The organism is Neisseria mucosa (assembly GCF_003044445.1).
In the GTDB taxonomy this organism is placed as follows: Bacteria; Pseudomonadota; Gammaproteobacteria; order Burkholderiales; family Neisseriaceae; genus Neisseria; species Neisseria mucosa_A.
This window is the reverse complement of record NZ_POWX01000007.1, coordinates 105,005-123,010: the sequence shown is the minus strand read 5'-3', so window position 1 is coordinate 123,010 and position 18,006 is coordinate 105,005. Positions and strand designations below refer to the sequence as shown.

Here is an 18,006-nt window from a genome sequence, read left to right as displayed (position 1 = left end):
TTGCAAAACATTCCATGGTTCAAAGCATGTCGCGAAAGGCGAACTGCTGGGACAATGCACCGATGGAAAGCTTCTTTGCGGTGCTGAAGACGGAGTGTTTCTATCGTGCAGGGGAATTGACGGTGGACGAATTGATGAAGCAGATAGATGACTATATGGATTACTACAACCGCGAGCGTTGCAGTTTGAAATTGAAAAAGCTGAGTCCTGTCGCATACAGAACCCAGCTTGCACAGAGCGCCTGAATAGGCTTTTATGAGTGTCCAAGATTTGGGGGCCAGTTCAGGTTTCGCTAACGTTTTCAGACGACCTTTGTTCAAACGCTCTTGCGTTTCTTCAATCCTTTTAGTCGGCAACGGCCATCAGGCTGGCGTTGCCGCCGGCGGCTGTGGTGTTGACGCTGCAAGAGATTTCTTCAAACACTTGCAGGATGTCCAAGCCTTGTTCGGATGGAAGGATGCGGATGAGTGCGCCGTCGCGTTTTGCCAGCTCTTGCTTGCGGCTGCTGTCCAGCGGGCTTAGGGCGGCGACATGGTTTACGCCTGTGCTTTCAGGTTTGCTGTTGACTTGCAACAGGCCTTCGAGGTCGGCGGTGTAGGCGGTAAGCGGGCTGTCGGGTTCGACGACGGTTACAATGCCTGCGGCGGCAAGTTCGGTCAGGGCGCAGAAGGCTTGCAGGAGGCTGCCGCCGTGTACCCAGACGCGTTTTGGCGCACGCCAGCTCAGGGCGTTGCGTTCGCCGGTCGGGCCGACCAAGACGGATTCTGCTTGGCGCAGGGTGCGGATGCGGGCGTGTCCCAATGCCGATGCCGCTGATTTTTTCTCTTCCGCATTAAACGGCAACTTGTGAATCAGGGCTTCGAGGCGTTTGAGCGCGGCTTCGTCCGCTTGTCCGATGCGGCTCAGTGGCGGGGCAACCCATTCGGGGATGCGGGTCAGTTTTTGCAGGTAGAACGAACCGCCTGCTTTCGGACCAGTGCCGGACATACCGTGTCCGCCGAACGGTTGCACGCCGACGACGGCACCGACGATGTTGCGGTTGACGTAAACGTTGCCCGCTTCGATGCGTTCGCGAATGCGTTTGACCGTACCTTCGATGCGGCTGTGTACGCCGCTGGTAAGCGCGTAGCCTTTGCTGTTGATTTGGTCGATGATTTGGTCAAGCTCGTCGGCGCGGTAGCGGACGACGTGCAGGACGGGACCGAAGACTTCGCGGGTGAGTTCGTTCAAGTTGTTGAGTTCGAACAAAATCGGCAGCACGAAAGTGGATTTCGCAGGATCAACGTCGGAAGCGGCTTTGACTTCGTGGTAAGACTTGGCAACGCCTTTCATTTTGTTGATGTGCGATTGCAGGTTTTGCTGCGCTTCGGCATCGATGACAGGGCCTACGTCGGTGGTGAGCTGAACGGGTTTGCCGACGACCAATTCGTCCATCGCGCCTTTGATGATGGCGAGCATCTTGTCGGCGACATCTTCTTGAACGCAAAGGATACGCAGGGCGGAGCAGCGTTGTCCTGCGCTGTCAAAGGCGGAGTTAAGCACATCCAAGCAAACTTGCTCGGGCAGCGCGGTAGAATCGACAATCATGGCGTTTTGACCGCCGGTTTCGGCAATCAATACGGGGCTGTCGTCGCGTTTGGCAAGGGCTTTGTTAATCAGTTGCGCCACTTCGGTCGAGCCGGTGAAAATCACGCCGCCGATACGCGGGTCGCCCGTCAGTGCTGCGCCGACATCGCCTGCGCCAAGGACAAGTTGCAAGGCGGAAGTCGGGATGCCCGCTTCGTGCATCAGGGAAACGGCGTAGCTGGCAATCAGGCTGGTTTGTTCGGCAGGTTTGGCGATGACGGTGTTGCCGGCTGCCAATGCGGAAACGACTTCGCCGGTAAAGATGGCGAGTGGGAAGTTCCACGGGCTGATGGCGACGATGGCGCCGACTGCTTTGGCGTCTTTGGGTAAGGTGTTTTCGGCTTCGCCTGCGTAGTAGCGGCAGAAATCGACGGCTTCGCGTACTTCGGCGACGGCGTTGTTCAGCGTTTTACCTGCTTCGCGCACGGCAAGCATCATCAGCGCGGGAGTGTGCTGCTCCAGCAAATCGGCGAAGCGGCGCAAGCATTCGGCACGCTCGGCGGCAGGCGTCGCGCTCCATTCAGGGAACGCGGCAACGGCTGCGCCAATCGCTTCTTGGGCAAGCGCGGCATCGGCAAAGCTGACTGTGCCGACGATGTCGTCGTGGTCGGCGGGGTTTTTAATCGGCTGCGCTTCGCCGACATCGCGGGCTTTGCCGTTGATAATGGACGCAGCGTGGAAGTCTTGCGCGGCGGAGCGGTTGAGTTTTTCTTGAAGCTGTTGCAACACGGTTTCGTTGCTGAAATCCACGCCTTGAGAATTCAGACGACCCCTGCCGTACAAGTCGCGCGGCAGCGGTAAGGCGTTGTGCAGATGGATGCCTTGTTCGGCGATGGTGTCGAACGGGCTTCGGATCAGCGTGTCGATGCTGATGTTTTCATCGACGATTTGGTTGACGAACGACGAGTTCGCGCCGTTTTCCAACAGGCGACGTACCAAGTACGCAAGCAGGGTTTCGTGCGTACCGACCGGGGCGTACACGCGCACGCGGCGGCCTAAGTTTTGCGGGCCGACCACTTGGTCGTACAAGGTTTCGCCCATGCCGTGCAGGCATTGGTGTTCAAAGTCTTTGCCTTTGCCCATTTGGTAAATCGCGCCCAAAGTGTAGGCATTGTGTGTGGCAAATTGCGGGAACACAGCATCTTGCGCGTCCAGCAGTTTGCGCGCGCAGGCGAGGTAGGAGATGTCGGTATGGACTTTGCGGGTGTAGGTCGGATAGCCGTCCAGTCCGTCCACTTGCGCCCATTTGATTTCGCTGTCCCAGTACGCGCCTTTGACGAGGCGAATCATCAGTTTTTGGTTGTTGCGTCGGGCAAGGTCAATCAGATAGTCGATAACAAAGGGGCAGCGTTTTTGGTATGCCTGAACGACAAAGCCGATGCCTTTGTATCCCGCCAAATCAGGGTCGGAAACGAGTGCTTCCATCAAATCCAAAGACAGCTCCAAGCGGTTGGCTTCTTCGGCATCGATGTTGATACCGATATCGTATTTTTTACCCAAGAGGAACAGCTCTTTCAGACGAGGTAAGAGTTCGCTCATGACGCGTTCGTGCTGGGCGCGCGAGTAGCGCGGATGAATGGCGGAGAGTTTGACGGAAATGCCGTTGCCTTCATAAACGCCTTGTCCGGCAGCATCTTTGCCGATGGCGTGAATGGCTTGAACATAGTCGTTGTAATAGCGGTCGGCATCTTCTTGGGTAAAGGCGGCTTCGCCCAACATATCGAAGGAGAAGCGGTAGCCCATTTTTTCGCGCTCTTTGCCGTTTTGCAGCGCTTCTTCAATGGTTTGTCCGGTCACAAACTGCTTGCCCAAGAGGCGCATGGCGTAGTTCACGCCTTGGCGGATCAGGGGCGCGCCGCCTTTGCTGATGAGTCGGTTCAGGGCAGAACCCATCTGCTTGTCGTTCGTTGCGGTCAGTTTGCCGGTAACCAACAAGCCCCATGCCGCGGCGTTGACGAACAGGGACGGGCTGTTGTTCAAATGGCTTTTCCAGTTGCCTTCGGAAATTTTGTCGGCAATCAGGCGGTCGCGCGTCGCATTGTCGGGAATGCGCAGCAAAGCTTCCGCCAGACACATCAGCGCAATGCCTTCTTCGCTGGAGAGCGAGAACTCGTGCATCAGCGCATCCACACCGCTGGCTTTGGTGCGACTGGCGCGAACCTGCGTAACCAAACGGCGTGCAAGTTCGGACGCTGCCCGACGCTCCTCATCGCTTATCTGTGCGCGTTGCAGCATATCCTGAACGGCTTCGATTTCGTCGCGGCGGTAAGCATCGGTAATCGCTTGGCGCAGTGGCGTTTGTGTCGGGAAAGCAAAGTCAAACATTTTAAGATTCTCCAAAGTTTTCATGATGATTTTCAGACGACCCCATCCCTTCGCGGGGTCGTCTGAAAAGATTTAAAGCATATAGATAATATCGTAATAAATTTATACGGGACGAACAAGTAATTTATCTTGAAATCAGGATTTTTTGCTTTGATAAAAAGCAGATAAGGTCAAAAGACCGAATTATCGCGATAGGTGTCAAAATAAAAACAAAACCTGTTGCCCATATAAAAATTCAGACGACCTACAATAGATGGCAGGTCGTCTGAAAACACTTATTTCGCCTCGCGGTATTCCGCGTCCGCTTTTTCAAAACGTTCTTGGATTTCACGAGACGGCTCTTTGTCGGTCAGTGAAACCACAATAGCGACCACCAAGCAGGCGATGAAGCCGGGGACGATTTCGTACATGGTCAAAAGACCGGTTTCATGTGCAGCCAAAGCAGGTTTTTTGACCCACTCCGCCCACGCCACCACAGTCAGCGCACCGGCAATCATGCCCGACAAAGCGCCATATGCCGTGATGCGTTTCCACAATACCGACAGAATCACAACAGGGCCGAACGCCGCGCCGAAACCTGCCCACGCATAAGACACCAAGCCTAAAACTTTGCTCTCAGGGTCGGATGCAATCAGAATCGAGATAATGGCAATCGCCAATACCATCAGACGACCAACCCATACCAATTCTGATTGTGGCGCGTTTTTGCGCAAAAAGCCTTTATAGAAGTCTTCGGTAATCGCGCTGGAGCAAACCAAAAGCTGGCAAGACAAAGTGGACATGACCGCCGCCAAAATCGCGCTCAAAATAATGCCCGCAATCCAAGGGTTGAACAGCAAAGTAGAAAGCGCGATGAAGATACGTTCGTGGTTGCCCTTCATTGAAGCGACTTGGTCGGGGTTTGCTCCAAAATACGCAATGCCAAAATAACCAACCGCGACCGCGCCTGCCAGACACAACACCATCCAAGTCATGCCGATGCGGCGTGCGGATACCAGCGATTTCGCGCTTTCAGCCGCCATAAAGCGCGCCAAAATGTGCGGCTGACCGAAATAGCCCAAGCCCCATGCTGCTGTGGAAATAATGCCGATGACGGTCGTACCGGCAAACAAGCTGTCGTATTCCTTGCCCGTACCTGCGGCAACATTTTGAATTGCGGCAGACATTTGATCCGCACCGCCCAACCCCAAATACACCATCACAGGCGTCAAAATCAGCGCAAAAATCATCAAAGAAGCTTGCAGCGTATCCGTCCAGCTTACCGCCAAGAAACCGCCTAAGAAGGTATAGGCAATGGTTGCACCCGCGCCCAGCCACATCGCCTGATTGTAGGTCATGCCTTCAAACAGGCTTTGGAACAAAGTTGCGCCCGCCACAATGCCCGAAGCACAATAAATCGTGAAGAAAAACAAGATAATCAGCGCGGAAACCACTTTCATCAAGTGTCCGCCCGCGCCAAAGCGGTGGAAGAAATAATCCGGCAGCGTCAGCGCATTATTGGCATATTCGGTATGCACGCGCAGACGGCCCGCCACCAAAAGCCAGTTGAAATACGCGCCGACGACCAAGCCGATGGCAATCCAAGCCTCATTCAAACCGCTCAAATAAATCGCGCCGGGCAGACCCATCAAAAGCCAGCCCGACATATCGGACGCACCCGCCGACATCGCTGTAACAAACGGACCCAAGCTTCGGCCGCCCAAAATATAATCATCGAAATTGCGCGTAGAGAAATACGCGGCCAGACCAATCAAGAGAACAGCAACCAGATAGATTGCAAAAGTGATATACATGGGATTCATGTACTATTCCTCATCTAAAACTTCAAAATCACGGGCTGATGAAATTGCAGGCAATCCACGCCCAAACATTTTTCTAATTAAAATACAGCGGAAATTCTCGCGTTTTTACTGACACGCGGAACAAATCATTTTCAATTACAACAAGATAAGTAAACAAATCCTATTGATTTGTAAATAATCCAATCCAGCATACCGTAAAAACTTCCACTTGCAAAGGCAGCGGAAACAGGTTCACCGCAAAATGCAGACACGCCAACCAAAATACCATGTAAAACAGAATATTATGAAAATCCATTAAAAAATCTTGTTTTTAAACCCTGAAACTATCTTTCCTAATACCCAAACAATCCGCACAATTTTCCAGTAGTTAAACAACACCTAAAACGGATTAACCCAAATTCCGCCTTAAAACTACCTTACTTCATTTTCAGACGACATTTTCAAAAACCAGCCCGCCAACGGCCTGCCGTTTCCTATATAATCCCCGCATTACCGACTGTCGCGCAATATATCGTCATGAAACGGCTCAAACGCATCAAAACCATCCTCCGCACGCTTTACCTCTACCACCTCGCCGAGCTGTTTGCCGCGCTTGTCCGTCCGGGCTGGGCGCGAACGCTGTTGAAAATGCTGCCGCAGTCGTCTGAATTTGAAAACGAACCGCCGGCCGTCCGCCTGCGCCTTGCCCTAGAAAGCCTGGGGCCGATTTTTATCAAGTTCGGACAGGTTCTCTCTACGCGCCCCGATTTGATTCCGCATGATTACGCGGTCGAACTGGCAAAGCTGCAAGACAAAGTTCCGCCGTTTGACGCGCAGCTTTCACGCTCGCAAATCGAAAAATCGCTGGGGCAATCCATCGAAACGCTGTATGCGGAATTTGAAACCGAGCCTGTCGCCAGCGCATCCATCGCCCAAGTACACAAAGCCCGCCTGCATTCGGGCGAACAAGTGGCGGTCAAAGTCTTGCGCCCCAACCTTTTGCCCGTGATCGAACAGGATTTGTCGCTGATGCGTTTCGGCGCGGCTTGGGTGGTCGAGCGTCTGTTTGCCGACGGCAAGCGTTTGAAACCGCGCGAAGTAGTGGCGGAATTTGACAAATATCTGCACGACGAGTTGGACTTGATGCGCGAAGCCGCCAATGCCAGCCAGCTCAGACGCAATTTCCAAAACAGCAATATGCTGATTGTGCCTAAAGTGTTTTACGACTACTGCACCAGCGACGTGCTGACCATCGAATGGATGGACGGCACACCGGTATCGGAAATCGCCAAACTCAAAGCCGACGGCATCGATTTGCACAAACTCGCCGATTACGGCGTGGAAATCTTCTTCACGCAAGTCTTCCGCGACGGCTTTTTCCATGCCGATATGCACCCCGGCAACATTCTGGTCGCGGCCGACAACCGCTACATCGCCCTCGATTTCGGCATCGTCGGCACATTGACCGACTACGACAAACGCTATCTCGCCATCAACTTTCTCGCCTTTTTCAACCGCGATTACCACCGCGTCGCAACCGCCCACATCGAATCAGGCTGGGTGCCTGCCGACACACGCGCGGAAGAATTGGAAGCCGCCGTCCGCGCCGTATGCGAGCCGGTGTTCAACAAACCGATTTCACAAATTTCCTTCGGCTTGGTGCTGATGCGCCTGTTTGAAGTCAGTCGCCGCTTCAATGTCGAAATCCAGCCGCAGCTTGTGTTGCTGCAAAAAACGCTGCTCAACATCGAAGGCTTGGGACGGCAGCTTGATCCCGATTTGGACTTGTGGAAAACCGCCAAACCGTTTTTAGTGAAGTGGATGAACGAACAGGTCGGACCTAAAGCCTTTTTGCGCAACCTCAAAAACGAAGCCCCCGATTGGGCGCAAATCATCCCTTCCCTGCCGCGCAAAATCAGCGCGCTGGTTGACGAAAACCGCCAGCAGGAAATGCGCGATGCCTATATCCATTTGGTTAAAGTGCAGCAGCGGCAAAGCATGTGGCTGGGCGTGATTGCAGTTACTTTGCTTCTGATTTTGCTGTTTGATTAAAACATACCTATTCAAAAGGTCGTCTGAAAACGAAATAGTAGTTTTAGAAAAACTCACTACCCGCATTTTCAGACGACCTTTTTATTATGGAGTTGAATAAAACGCGCACCTCAACCGCAGCATGGGCTTTCGCCCACGAAAATCAGAATATCTTGTCCATCGCCCAAGAAACAGAATAGACCGATATATAGTGGATTAAATTTAAATCAGGACAAGGCGACGAAGCCGCAGACAGTACAGATAGTACGGAACCGATTCACTTGGTGCTTCAGCACCTTAGAGAATCGTTCTCTTTGAGCTAAGGCGAGGCAACGCCGTACTGGTTTAAAGTTAATCCACTATATTTTTCGCAGGGAAAGCCCACGCTACTTTTATACTCATTACTGAGGTCGTCTGAAACACGGATTACAGCTAGGCAAGCCTGCTATACCCGTTTTCAGACGACCTTTTTCCTTATACAATAGCCGCTTGAATTTTATATATTCTGATATAAAGGATACGGATTATGTTCGGCAAACAACTCTTTGAAGAAGTCAGCGCAAAAATCAGCGAAACCATCGCCAACAGCCCTGCCAAAGACATGGAGAAAAACGTCAAAGCCATGCTCGGCAGCGCGTTCAACCGTATGGATTTGGTTACGCGCGAAGAATTCGACATCCAGCAGCAGGTTTTGATCAAAACCCGCACCAAGCTGGTCGAATTGGAAGAGCGTCTGGCAAAACTTGAAGCCGCGCAAGAGCCGGAGCAGGCCGCATTGGAAGCCGCGCAGGTCGCAGCCCAAGAAGCCGTTGAAGAAATCAAACAGCAAACCGAAGCCGGCGAATAAGGTCGTCTGAAACATGTCGCTTGCCTTGGTTTACAGCCGCGCCTTGAGCGGCATGAATGCGCCGTTGGTCGAAGTGGAAGCCCACCTTGCCAACGGCCTGCCTCATTTCAATATCGTCGGATTGCCCGACACCGAAGTCAAAGAAAGCCGCGACCGCGTGCGCGCCGCCATTATCCAAAGCGGTTTCGACTTCCCCGCTAAAAAAATCACCGTCAACCTCGCCCCCGCCGACCTGCCCAAAGAATCGGGACGTTTCGACCTGCCGATTGCGCTGGGCATCCTCGCCGCATCCGGACAAATTGCACCCGAAAAGCTCGCGCAATACGAGTTTGCCGGAGAATTGGCGCTTTCCGGCATGTTGCGCCCCGTGCGCGGCGCGTTGGCGATGGCGTGGCAGGGTATGCAGGCTGGGCGTTCTTTCGTCCTACCACAGGAAAACGCAGAACAAGCCGCCGTGATGCGCGGCATTACCGTTTACGGCGCGCGTTCGTTAGGTGAAGTCGCTGCTCATTTGAACGGCATCGAACCCTTGGCGCAAACCGACTGTCAAGTCCCGCAAAGGTCGTCTGAAAATGCCAAACTGCCCGACCTTATTGATGTCAAAGGTCAACACACCGCCCGCCTTGCTTTGGAAATCGCTGCTGCGGGCGGACACAGCCTCTTGATGATGGGGCCGCCGGGAACGGGCAAATCCATGCTTTCCCAACGGCTGCCCGGTATTCTGCCGCCTTTGACCGAAGACGAATTGGTCGAAGTATGGGCATTGCGTTCGCTCCTGCCCAACCACCAGCAACAACTCGACAGCCACCGTCCTTTCCGCAGCCCGCACCATAGTGCCAGTTCGGCAGCCATGGTCGGCGGAGGTTCCGACCCGCGTCCGGGCGAGATTTCATTGGCACATCACGGCGTTTTGTTTTTGGACGAGCTGCCCGAGTTTGACCGCAAAGTTTTGGAAGTTTTGCGCGAACCTTTGGAAAACGGCGAAATCCACATTTCCCGCGCGGCGCGTCAAGCCGTCTATCCGGCGAAATTCCAGCTTGTTGCCGCCATGAACCCTTGTCCGTGCGGCTATCTCGGGCATCCCGTCAAACCCTGCCGCTGCACGCCCGAGAGCGTCGCGCGTTATCGCAGCAAAATTTCCGGCCCGCTGCTCGACCGCATTGATTTGACTATCGAAGTTCCGAGCCTGTCCGCCGCCGAACTGATGCAGCAGGAAGCAGGGGAAAGCAGCGCCCGTGTGTTAGAGCGCGTGATCGCCGCCCGCGACAAACAATACGCGCGGCAAGGAAAAGTCAACGCCGCCTTGAGCGTCAGTGAACTCGATACGTCCGCCCGCATCCAAAAAGAAGCGCAGGAAGCCTTGGGCAACCTGTTGGAAAAACTTTCCCTTTCCGCACGCAGCTTCCACCGCATCATGCGCGTGGCGCGTACGCTGGCGGATTTGGCGGGCGATGAAGAAGTCGGCAGAAGCCATGTTTTGAAAGCTGTCAGCTTCCGCCGCGCATTGTAAAAATTTTTCAGACGACCTTGAATACTGAAAATGGAAGATTCAAGATAAAAAGCCGAGACAGTTTGGGTATCTTGCTGGTGTTTTAAGTGCGGAATATCCTGTTTTATCAGGGAAATTCTGTCGTCGGTAAACTGTCAGCACGTCCTAACATCACGGCGGTTTTCGTAAAAACCATGTAAACAAACGGCGCATTTTTGCCCAATATAAAGGATATTGATAAAATGACCCGTCCCTGCCGATGGCAGCAGCAGATTCATCTGCCGCCAAAAGGTCGTCTGAACGGCATCATCAATATAGGTATCTCATGAATAAGAACACTCAATACGGCAAAGGCCTTTTCGGCTTTTTCTTCGGCCTCCTCCTCGCTACCGGCGTGATCGGGGGCATCCTGTATTTTCTGAATCAAGACACGCCGAACGCCTTCAAAGGCGCGACCGAGCCGCAAAAACAGCAAACCGAGCCTGAAATCCTCAAACCTCAGGGAAAATCCAAGCCTGAAACCAAGCCTGAAGCGGAAGAACCGCCTGTCGTTGTTCCCGTAGAGAAAGAGCGTCCGACCGAAGAGGTTAAGCCTGAGGCAAAACGCAGCGAGGCTGACGACGATGCGGCAGCCAAAGAAAAAGAACGCGCTGAGAAAGAAGCACAAGAAAAGGCAGATAAAGCCAAAGCCGAAAAAGAGCGCGCAGACAAAGAAAAAGCGGAAAAAGAACGTGCCGTCCGCGAAGCGGAAGACGAAGCCCGTGAAACAGAAAAAGCCCTGCGCGAAGCTGAAAGAGAAGACAAAGATGCTGCCGAACGCGAGTTGAAACAAAAACTTGCCGAGAAAAAAGCAGAACTTGCGAAAAAACGCGCAGAAAAAGCCAAAGCCGACAAAGAAGCTGCCGATAAAGCCAAAAAGGCAGCCGAGTTGACGGACAAACAAAAAGCGCGCGCCGAGCGCAAACTTGCCGAGAAAAAAGCGGCAGAGAAGAAAGCCGCCGAAGCCAAGAAAACCGAAACGGCTAAAAAAACCAACAAACCGACCCCCGAGCAAATCCTGAACAGCGGCAGCATTGAAAAAGCCCGTCAGGAAGCGAATAAAGGTGCGGCGAAAGAAGTGAAGAAAGCCGAAGCGGACAAACAAACTGCCAAAGCCGAAGCTAAAACTGCGGAAGGCGGTAAAAAAGTCATCCTGCAAATGGGTTCGTACGCCGACCGCAACAGCGCCGACGCGCAACGTGCCAAACTTGCCATGCTCGGCATTTCGTCCAAAGTGGTCGAGCGCACCAATGGCGACAAAACCGTTTACCGCGTACAAAGCAACAGCATGTCGTCTGAAGCCGCGAAAAACGTTCAGAAAGACTTGCAAAAACACAATATCAACAGCCTGATGCGTTCGGCTCAATAAGGAGGCGGCAATGAAACGGACAACCAAACCGGCAGCCGTCCTCCTCAGTCTTGCGCTTGCTTTTTCCACAAGCGCGCAGGCTGCGGTCGAAGGCGTGGATTACACGGTTTTGAAAAAACCGATTCCGCAACAAAACGCATCCAAAATCGAAGTTTTGGAATTTTTCGGCTATTTCTGCGTACATTGCCAAAACTTTGATCCCGTTTTGCTGTCATACAGCAAAACTTTCCCGAAAGACGTTTACCTGCGCACCGAACACGTCGTCTGGATGCCCGAAATGCTGGGCTTGGCGCGGGTTGCCGCAGCGGTTAACGCTTCGGGTTTGAAATATCAGGCAAACCCCGCTATTTTCAAAGCCGTACACGAACAGAAAATCAATTTGGCGGATACCGCCACTTTCAAAAGCTGGGCGGCGGCACAAAAAAGCTTTAACAGCAAAAAACTGATTGCCGCATACGACGCGCCTGCCAGCCTCGCAGCCGCTAAAAAAATGCAAAGCCTGACCGAGACTTACCGTATCGAAGGTACGCCGGACGTCATCGTCGGCGGCAAATATCGGGTCATATTCAGCAGCGATTGGGCGCATGGGCAGAAAACCATAGGCGAGCTGATTAACAAAGTCCGCCAAGAGCGTTCCAGCAAAGCCGTGCGCTGACGGAATTTAGCCAGACAGTTTCGGAATGACCGCAAAAGATAAGGCGGTTTCCGAACTGTCTGTTTGTTTTGGGCGGCGTATAGTGGATTAACAAAAATCAGGACAAGGCGACGAAGCCGCAGACAGTACAAATAGTACGGAACCGATTCACTTGGTGCTTCAGCACCTTAGAGAATCGTTCTCTTTGAGCTAAGGCGAGGCAACGCCGTACTTGTTTAAATTTAATCCATTATAAAATCCATAAAAACGATACTGCTGAGGGATAGGGCAAACACCGCCACCCCGCAGCAGTTTTCTGATTCTGATACCGCTTTATCCTGAAATCCAGACGGGCAAACGTCGTCTGAAAACCAAAAAAGAAAGCAATATGGACATTTTGACTTTATTAAAAGCCCTGATTATGGGCATTGTGGAAGGCTTGACGGAATTTCTGCCGATTTCAAGTACCGGTCACTTGATTGTATTGGGCGATTTGCTTAATTTTCACAGCAACGGCAAAGTCTTTGAGATCGCCATCCAACTGGGCGCGGTGCTTGCCGTGATTTTTGAGTATCGTCAACGATTTACCTCCGTTTTATCCGGATTGGGCAAAGACCGTGCCGCCAACCGTTTTGTGCTGAACCTTGCCATCGCGTTCGTGCCTGCGGCAATCGTAGGTTTTCTGTTCAGCAAACAAATTAAAGAAGATTTATTTAAACCGATTACCGTCGCCACCATGTTGGTGTTGGGCGGATTTTTTATTCTGTGGGTCGAAAGACGCCAAAGCAAAGTCAAACCTAAAGTCAAAAGCGTGGACGAAATGCGCCCGATTGACGCGCTTGTGGTCGGTTGCGCCCAAGTTTGCGCGCTGGTGCCGGGGACTTCGCGTTCGGGCAGTACGATTATGGGTGGTATGCTGTGGGGTATCGAGCGAAAAGCCGCGACCGAATTTTCTTTCTTCCTCGCCGTGCCGATGATGATTGCCGCTACCGGCTATGACGTCTTAAAAAACTACAAACTTTTTACTTTGCAAGATGTCGGCCTGATTGCCGTCGGTTTTATCGCCGCCTTCTTGGCAGGCCTCTTGGCGATTAAATCGCTGCTGAAATTCGTGTCCAGCAAAAACTACGTTCCGTTTGCCTATTACCGCATCGTCTTCGGCGGATTGATTCTGCTGACTTGGGCGATGGGCTGGGTCAAATGGGCAGCATGATGTTGAAGCAGGGATAAGCTTCAGATAAAGCAAAGGTCGTCTGAAAACCTTATCTGGAAGGTTTCAGACGACCTTTTTCAGTATGGCGGGCGAATCCGTCAAATCGCCCGCCCCTACTTCCCTAACCCGCATGCAACACAAATATCGTCGGGCGTTTTTTCAAATTCGGCAGCGTTTTCGATTTCCGCCAAGCGGCAACGGTTTGGCTGATGATTTCCTGCGATGGTAAAGTCAGGTCGGTTGCGGTGCAGAGTCGGGTTTCTGGGTGCAGTGTTTCCAGCGCATCGGCGAGCAGCGCGTCGTTGCGGTAAGGTGTTTCGATGAAAAGCTGGGTTTCGTTTTGCTGACGGGAACGCTGTTCCAAGCTCTTTAAAGCGGCGATGCGCTCACTTTTCTCCGACGGCAGATAGCCTTTGAACGCGAAATTCTGCCCATTCGCTCCTGACGCCATCAGTGCCAGCAACAGGCTGGACGGGCCGACCAGCGGACGGACTTCATAGCCGTGTCGGTGCGCCAATGCCACTAGATTCGCGCCGGGATCGGCAACCGCTGGACAACCTGCTTCGCTGAGGATGCCCATGCTGCGCCCTTCCTGCAAAGGTTTCAGAAGTTCGGGCAGGGTTTTCAGGTCGGTGTGTTCGTTGAGGGTTTGCAGGTTCAGCTCGCGGATGGGGGTCGTAACGCCCAAATGTTTCAAATGGGCGCGGGCGGTTTTCTCGGCTTCGACGACGAAATCGGTCAAGCCGGTAATCTGCGTCTGTTCGTGCGGGAGCAGGCAGGGTGTATCGGGCGCGCCCAAAGGGGTGGGAATCAGGTAAAGAATCGGGGACATGATGGGTTTCCTATACGGAAGGTCGTCTGAAACCGTCAAACGGCTGTTTTCAGACGACCTAAATAATTTCTACGCCTTCGTTTTTTAAAAACTCGACCAGTTTGAAGATGGGCAAACCGATAAGCGCGTTCGGGTCGCTGCTGTCTATTCGCTCCAACAACGCCGCGCCCAAGCCCTCGCTCTTCGCCGCACCCGCGCAGTAAACCGCATCCGGCTCGCGCGCCAGATAACGCTCAATCTGCCCGTCTGTCAGCGCGCGCATCACGACCGACGTGTTATCGACATGGCGCTGAATGCGTCCCGAAGCAGTATTCAAAAGCACGATTGCGCTGTAAAATTCAATCTTTCTGCCGCTCAAATCCCTGAGCATTTGTTGTGCATTTGCGACGTTCATCGGTTTGCCCAACTGGCGGTCATTGCACCACGCCACTTGGTCCGCGCCGATTACCAACGCGGCAGGAAATCGAGCCGCCAGCGAACGTGCCTTCCCTTCCGCCAAACGCAAGGCAGTATCCGCCGCGTTTTCACCCGTAGCAGGCGTTTCGTCGAAATCAGGCGCGGCAGTTTGAAAATCAATGCCCAAACGTTCGAGCTGCGCGCGGCGGAACACCGAACCCGAACCCAATATCAAAGGCAGTTTTGCACTCATATTTTGCTTAAAAATATTGACGTTAGACTGTCGAAATTATATCATACCCCGTTTATGTCAGACCCTAATTTGATTGACCCAGAAGTTTTCGCCTCCGAAAAGCAGACCCTGCAAGGCAGCTTCCTGCTTGAGGAATTGGACGAACGAGTCCGTTCGCACGATTATCCGGCCGACAAACAGACCAAAGTGTCGTTTACGCTGAGCGGCGGACGCGACCGACTGCAGCGTTTGTTTCTCGATTTGAACGTCAAAGCCGATATGCCGCTGATTTGCCAGCGATGTATCCGCCCCATGCCGTTTACGCTCGACGAAACCAGCCGTATTGTTTTGTTCGCCAACGAAGAGGACTTGGATGAAGCAATGCTTGCCGACGAAGAGTTGGAAGGCATGCCGATTGAGAAAGAACTCGACGTACGCGGGTTGGTGGAAGACCAAATCCTAATGTCGCTCCCCTTCTCCCCGCGCCACGAAAACTGCGACAATGCCGCGCTGGAACAAGTCAATCAGGACAAACCCAACCCTTTTGCTGTTTTAGCAGGTTTGAAAAGCAGTTAATCAGGACACAGTTTTATTTATCTAGGAGCTTGAAATGGCCGTTCAACAAAACAAAAAATCCCCTTCCAAACGCGGTATGCACCGCTCTCACGACGCTTTGACCGCGCCTTCTCTGTCTGTTGACAGCGTAACCGGCGAAGTACACCGCCCGCACCACATTTCCCCCAACGGTATGTACCGCGGCCGTAAAGTAGTGAAAGCCAAAGGCGAATAATCTTATTCGACTGACTGAAAAAGCCAGAATATTGCCATGCAATGCTGGCTTTTTTACATTACATCCGAACTGCCCGACTCCATGCCTGCCCATACTTCAAAATGCAGCACAAAATCCTTGCAGTTCAAACTGATACACCCCATTGAATCGGGAATCGCCATGAAACAGAAAATCTGGTACACCTACGACGACATCCACCGCGTGATCAAAGCGTTGGCGGAAAAAATCCAAAACTCCGGCGTCAAATACGATGCCATGATCGCCATCGGCGGCGGCGGCTTCATCCCCGCCCGTATGCTGCGCTGCTTTCTGGAAATCCCGATTTACGCCGTAACCACCGCCTATTACGACAGCGACAACGAAGGACAGGTAACGGAAGAAGTCAAAAAAGTCCAATGGCTCGACCCCGTGCCTGACGCGCTGAAAGGCAAAAACGTACTCGTAGTCGATGAAGTCGACGACAGCCGCGTGACCATGGAATTCTGCCTGACCGAGTTGCAAAAAGAAGATTTCGGCACCATCGGCGTTGCCGTCCTGCATGAAAAAATCAAAGCCAAAGTCGGCAAAATCCCCGAAGGCATCCCCTACTTCAGCGGCCTGACCGTAGAAGACTGGTGGATCAACTACCCTTGGGATGCGCTCGACATCGACGAGCACAACCGCCTTGCCGCCGAAGGCAAAAAATAAGCCCGCGACGGAGAAGCCCGCCTTCTCCGGAAACGGTAAAAGCGAAATCCGTAGAACACCGACAAAACGAGATTTTGCCTCTTCTCAGCTTATCTTCATAAAACGCATTAGAATGTGGAACGCAACCCTTCAATCCGAAGCCCCCGACCACACATACACCCCTTTTCAGACAACCCCGTACCGCGTATCGCAAAAAGGTCGTCTGAAACCGACTGTGAAGCCGAACAAACCCACAGAGGTAGCCGACACCGCCCCTCTTCCGTTTCACAGCACAAACCGGAGAACAACATGATTACATTGGCCGTAGATGCCATGGGCGGCGACTCAGGTCTCGCAGTTACCGTCCCCGGTGCCCTTGCCTTTTTGAAACAGCAGCAAGACGTACACCTCATTATGGTCGGCGATGAATCCGCCGTCCGCCAAGCCCTCTCCGCAGCCAACGCGCCGATGGAGCGCATTACCGTACTCCATGCCTCCGAAGTCGTCGGCATGGACGAAGCCCCGCAGCTTGCCCTGAAAAACAAAAAAGACTCCTCCATGCGCATTGCCATCAACCAAGTCAAAGAAGGCAACGCGCAAGCCGCCGTATCCGCCGGCAACACCGGCGCGCTCATGGCAACCGCCCGCTTCGTCCTCAAAACCATTCCCGGCATCGACCGCCCCGCCATCGCCAAATTCCTGCCCTCCGACAGCGAACACCTGACCCTCGCCCTCGATTTGGGCGCAAACGTCGACTGCACGCCCGAGCAGCTCGTACAGTTCGCCATCATCGGCAACGAACTCTTCCAAGCCCTCTACCCGCAAAAAGGCAGCCCGCGCGTCGGACTGCTTAACGTCGGCACCGAAGACATCAAAGGCACGGATACCGTCAAACAAACCTTCAAACTGCTCAAAAGCAGCAAACTGAATTTCATCGGCAACATCGAAAGCAACGGCGTCCTGTACGGCGAAGCCGACGTGATTGTCGCAGACGGCTTTGTCGGCAACATCATGCTCAAAACCATCGAAGGCGCGGTCAAATTTATGAGCGGAGCCATCCGTCAGGAATTCCAACGCAACCTGTTCAACAAAATGGCAGCCGTCGCCGCCCTCCCCGCCCTGAAAGGTCTGAAAGGCAAGCTGGATCCGCGCAAATTCAACGGCGCGATTCTGCTCGGTCTGCGCGGCATCGTCATCAAAAGCCACGGCGGTACAGACGATATCGGCTTCAGCTATGCCTTAGAAGAAGCCTACCACGAAGCAAAATCCGCCAGCCTGTCCAAAATCGAACAAGGTGTCGCCGAACAACTTGCCGCATTGGAGACAATCAAGGAACAAAAAGAGGCTGCTTCTGATACGGCAGAATAACGCCATTGAACGACGAAATATAAAAACGTCGTCTGAAAAATTTTCAGACGACGTTTTTTTGAAAAATCATATGCAGGCATTGGGTTGATGATTTTTAGAACAAACTTGCCAAACCATATGCTGTCCAGCAAACCAAAACTTGTGGCACAAGCTTTATCGGAAAATTATGCCGAAACTTTAAAAGCTTTTTTCCTTCATATTTGCAAGTAAAGTCCATACTACATCACCATCGTCATCCTTTGTGCAAGCGAAAATCTATATTTCAGTTGTTCAAGAATATTTAAATATTTCCAAGATTTCTAATTCTTAGGTTTTCACTTGCACGAAAATAGTAGAGCCAATCTCAAAAACGAAATAAGTTTGCTATA

General features: G+C 52.7%; 16 protein-coding genes. 12 read left to right on the top strand and 4 right to left on the bottom strand.

Annotated elements, in window-relative coordinates; genetic code table 11:
• A partial coding sequence (locus DBY90_RS06045) for an IS3 family transposase (RefSeq protein ID WP_234405084.1) occupies positions 1-245 on the top strand: 245 nt, incomplete at its 5' end.
• Positions 246-345: 100 nt separating this feature from the next.
• Here the strand turns inward: DBY90_RS06045 and putA are convergent.
• Together putA and putP are read right to left on the bottom strand one after the other, a co-directional pair.
• Positions 346-3,951, bottom strand: coding sequence for a bifunctional proline dehydrogenase/L-glutamate gamma-semialdehyde dehydrogenase PutA (gene putA / locus DBY90_RS06040; protein ID WP_070490777.1), 3,606 nt, complete (start codon positions 3,949-3,951; stop codon positions 346-348).
• A gap of 275 nt (positions 3,952-4,226) precedes the next feature.
• On the bottom strand, positions 4,227-5,753 hold the full coding sequence (gene putP / locus DBY90_RS06035; RefSeq protein WP_003744649.1) for a sodium/proline symporter PutP: 1,527 nt from the start codon (positions 5,751-5,753) through the stop codon (positions 4,227-4,229).
• Positions 5,754-6,269: 516 nt separating this feature from the next.
• Between putP and ubiB the strand changes: the two genes are divergently transcribed.
• The 6 genes from ubiB (at position 6,270) to DBY90_RS06005 (ending at position 13,354) form a co-directional block, all read left to right on the top strand.
• On the top strand, positions 6,270-7,784 hold the full coding sequence (gene ubiB, locus DBY90_RS06030) for a ubiquinone biosynthesis regulatory protein kinase UbiB (protein ID WP_070490776.1): 1,515 nt from the start codon (positions 6,270-6,272) through the stop codon (positions 7,782-7,784).
• Between the two features lie 505 nt (positions 7,785-8,289).
• Positions 8,290-8,610, top strand: a complete 321-nt coding sequence (locus DBY90_RS06025; protein ID WP_003744011.1) for an accessory factor UbiK family protein — start codon at positions 8,290-8,292, stop codon at positions 8,608-8,610.
• A 13-nt stretch (positions 8,611-8,623) separates the two neighbouring features.
• On the top strand, positions 8,624-10,120 hold the full coding sequence (locus DBY90_RS06020) for a YifB family Mg chelatase-like AAA ATPase (RefSeq protein ID WP_070492226.1): 1,497 nt from the start codon (positions 8,624-8,626) through the stop codon (positions 10,118-10,120).
• Positions 10,121-10,424: 304 nt separating this feature from the next.
• Positions 10,425-11,507 carry an SPOR domain-containing protein gene (locus tag DBY90_RS06015; RefSeq protein WP_070492229.1) on the top strand — a complete coding sequence of 361 codons (1,083 nt, stop codon included), beginning with the start codon at positions 10,425-10,427 and terminating at the stop codon, positions 11,505-11,507.
• Between the two features lie 10 nt (positions 11,508-11,517).
• On the top strand, positions 11,518-12,162 hold the full coding sequence (locus DBY90_RS06010; RefSeq protein WP_070492233.1) for a thiol:disulfide interchange protein DsbA/DsbL: 645 nt from the start codon (positions 11,518-11,520) through the stop codon (positions 12,160-12,162).
• A gap of 367 nt (positions 12,163-12,529) precedes the next feature.
• Positions 12,530-13,354 (top strand): undecaprenyl-diphosphate phosphatase, encoded by an 825-nt coding sequence (locus tag DBY90_RS06005; protein ID WP_070492014.1) that lies wholly within the window; start codon positions 12,530-12,532, stop codon positions 13,352-13,354.
• A 121-nt stretch (positions 13,355-13,475) separates the two neighbouring features.
• Here DBY90_RS06005 and DBY90_RS06000 read toward each other — a convergent pair whose 3' ends face one another.
• Both DBY90_RS06000 and DBY90_RS05995 read right to left on the bottom strand, forming a co-directional pair.
• A complete protein-coding gene (locus DBY90_RS06000; protein ID WP_070492016.1) occupies positions 13,476-14,186 on the bottom strand; it encodes an SAM-dependent methyltransferase in 711 nt (236 codons plus the stop codon).
• 58 nt (positions 14,187-14,244) lie between these two features.
• Positions 14,245-14,835, bottom strand: a complete 591-nt coding sequence (locus tag DBY90_RS05995; RefSeq protein ID WP_070492019.1) for a Maf family protein — start codon at positions 14,833-14,835, stop codon at positions 14,245-14,247.
• Between the two features lie 54 nt (positions 14,836-14,889).
• On the opposite strand from DBY90_RS05995, the gene DBY90_RS05990 reads away from it, so the two are divergent.
• The 5 genes from DBY90_RS05990 to plsX all read left to right on the top strand — a co-directional run bounded on the left by DBY90_RS05990 (position 14,890) and on the right by plsX (position 17,638).
• Entirely contained in the window at positions 14,890-15,390 is a 501-nt protein-coding gene (locus tag DBY90_RS05990) for a YceD family protein (protein WP_003776445.1), read from the top strand.
• Between the two features lie 34 nt (positions 15,391-15,424).
• Complete coding sequence (gene rpmF / locus DBY90_RS05985; RefSeq protein WP_003744026.1) at positions 15,425-15,604, top strand: 50S ribosomal protein L32; 180 nt, start codon at positions 15,425-15,427, stop codon at positions 15,602-15,604.
• A gap of 159 nt (positions 15,605-15,763) precedes the next feature.
• Positions 15,764-16,291, top strand: coding sequence for a phosphoribosyltransferase (locus tag DBY90_RS05980; RefSeq protein ID WP_029609809.1), 528 nt, complete (start codon positions 15,764-15,766; stop codon positions 16,289-16,291).
• A gap of 112 nt (positions 16,292-16,403) precedes the next feature.
• Complete coding sequence (locus DBY90_RS05975; protein ID WP_083286710.1) at positions 16,404-16,583, top strand: hypothetical protein; 180 nt, start codon at positions 16,404-16,406, stop codon at positions 16,581-16,583.
• On the top strand, positions 16,580-17,638 hold the full coding sequence (gene plsX / locus DBY90_RS05970) for a phosphate acyltransferase PlsX (protein ID WP_070492022.1): 1,059 nt from the start codon (positions 16,580-16,582) through the stop codon (positions 17,636-17,638). Before DBY90_RS05975 ends, plsX begins: the two co-directional genes overlap by 4 nt.
• The last annotated feature ends 368 nt before the right edge of the window (positions 17,639-18,006 follow it).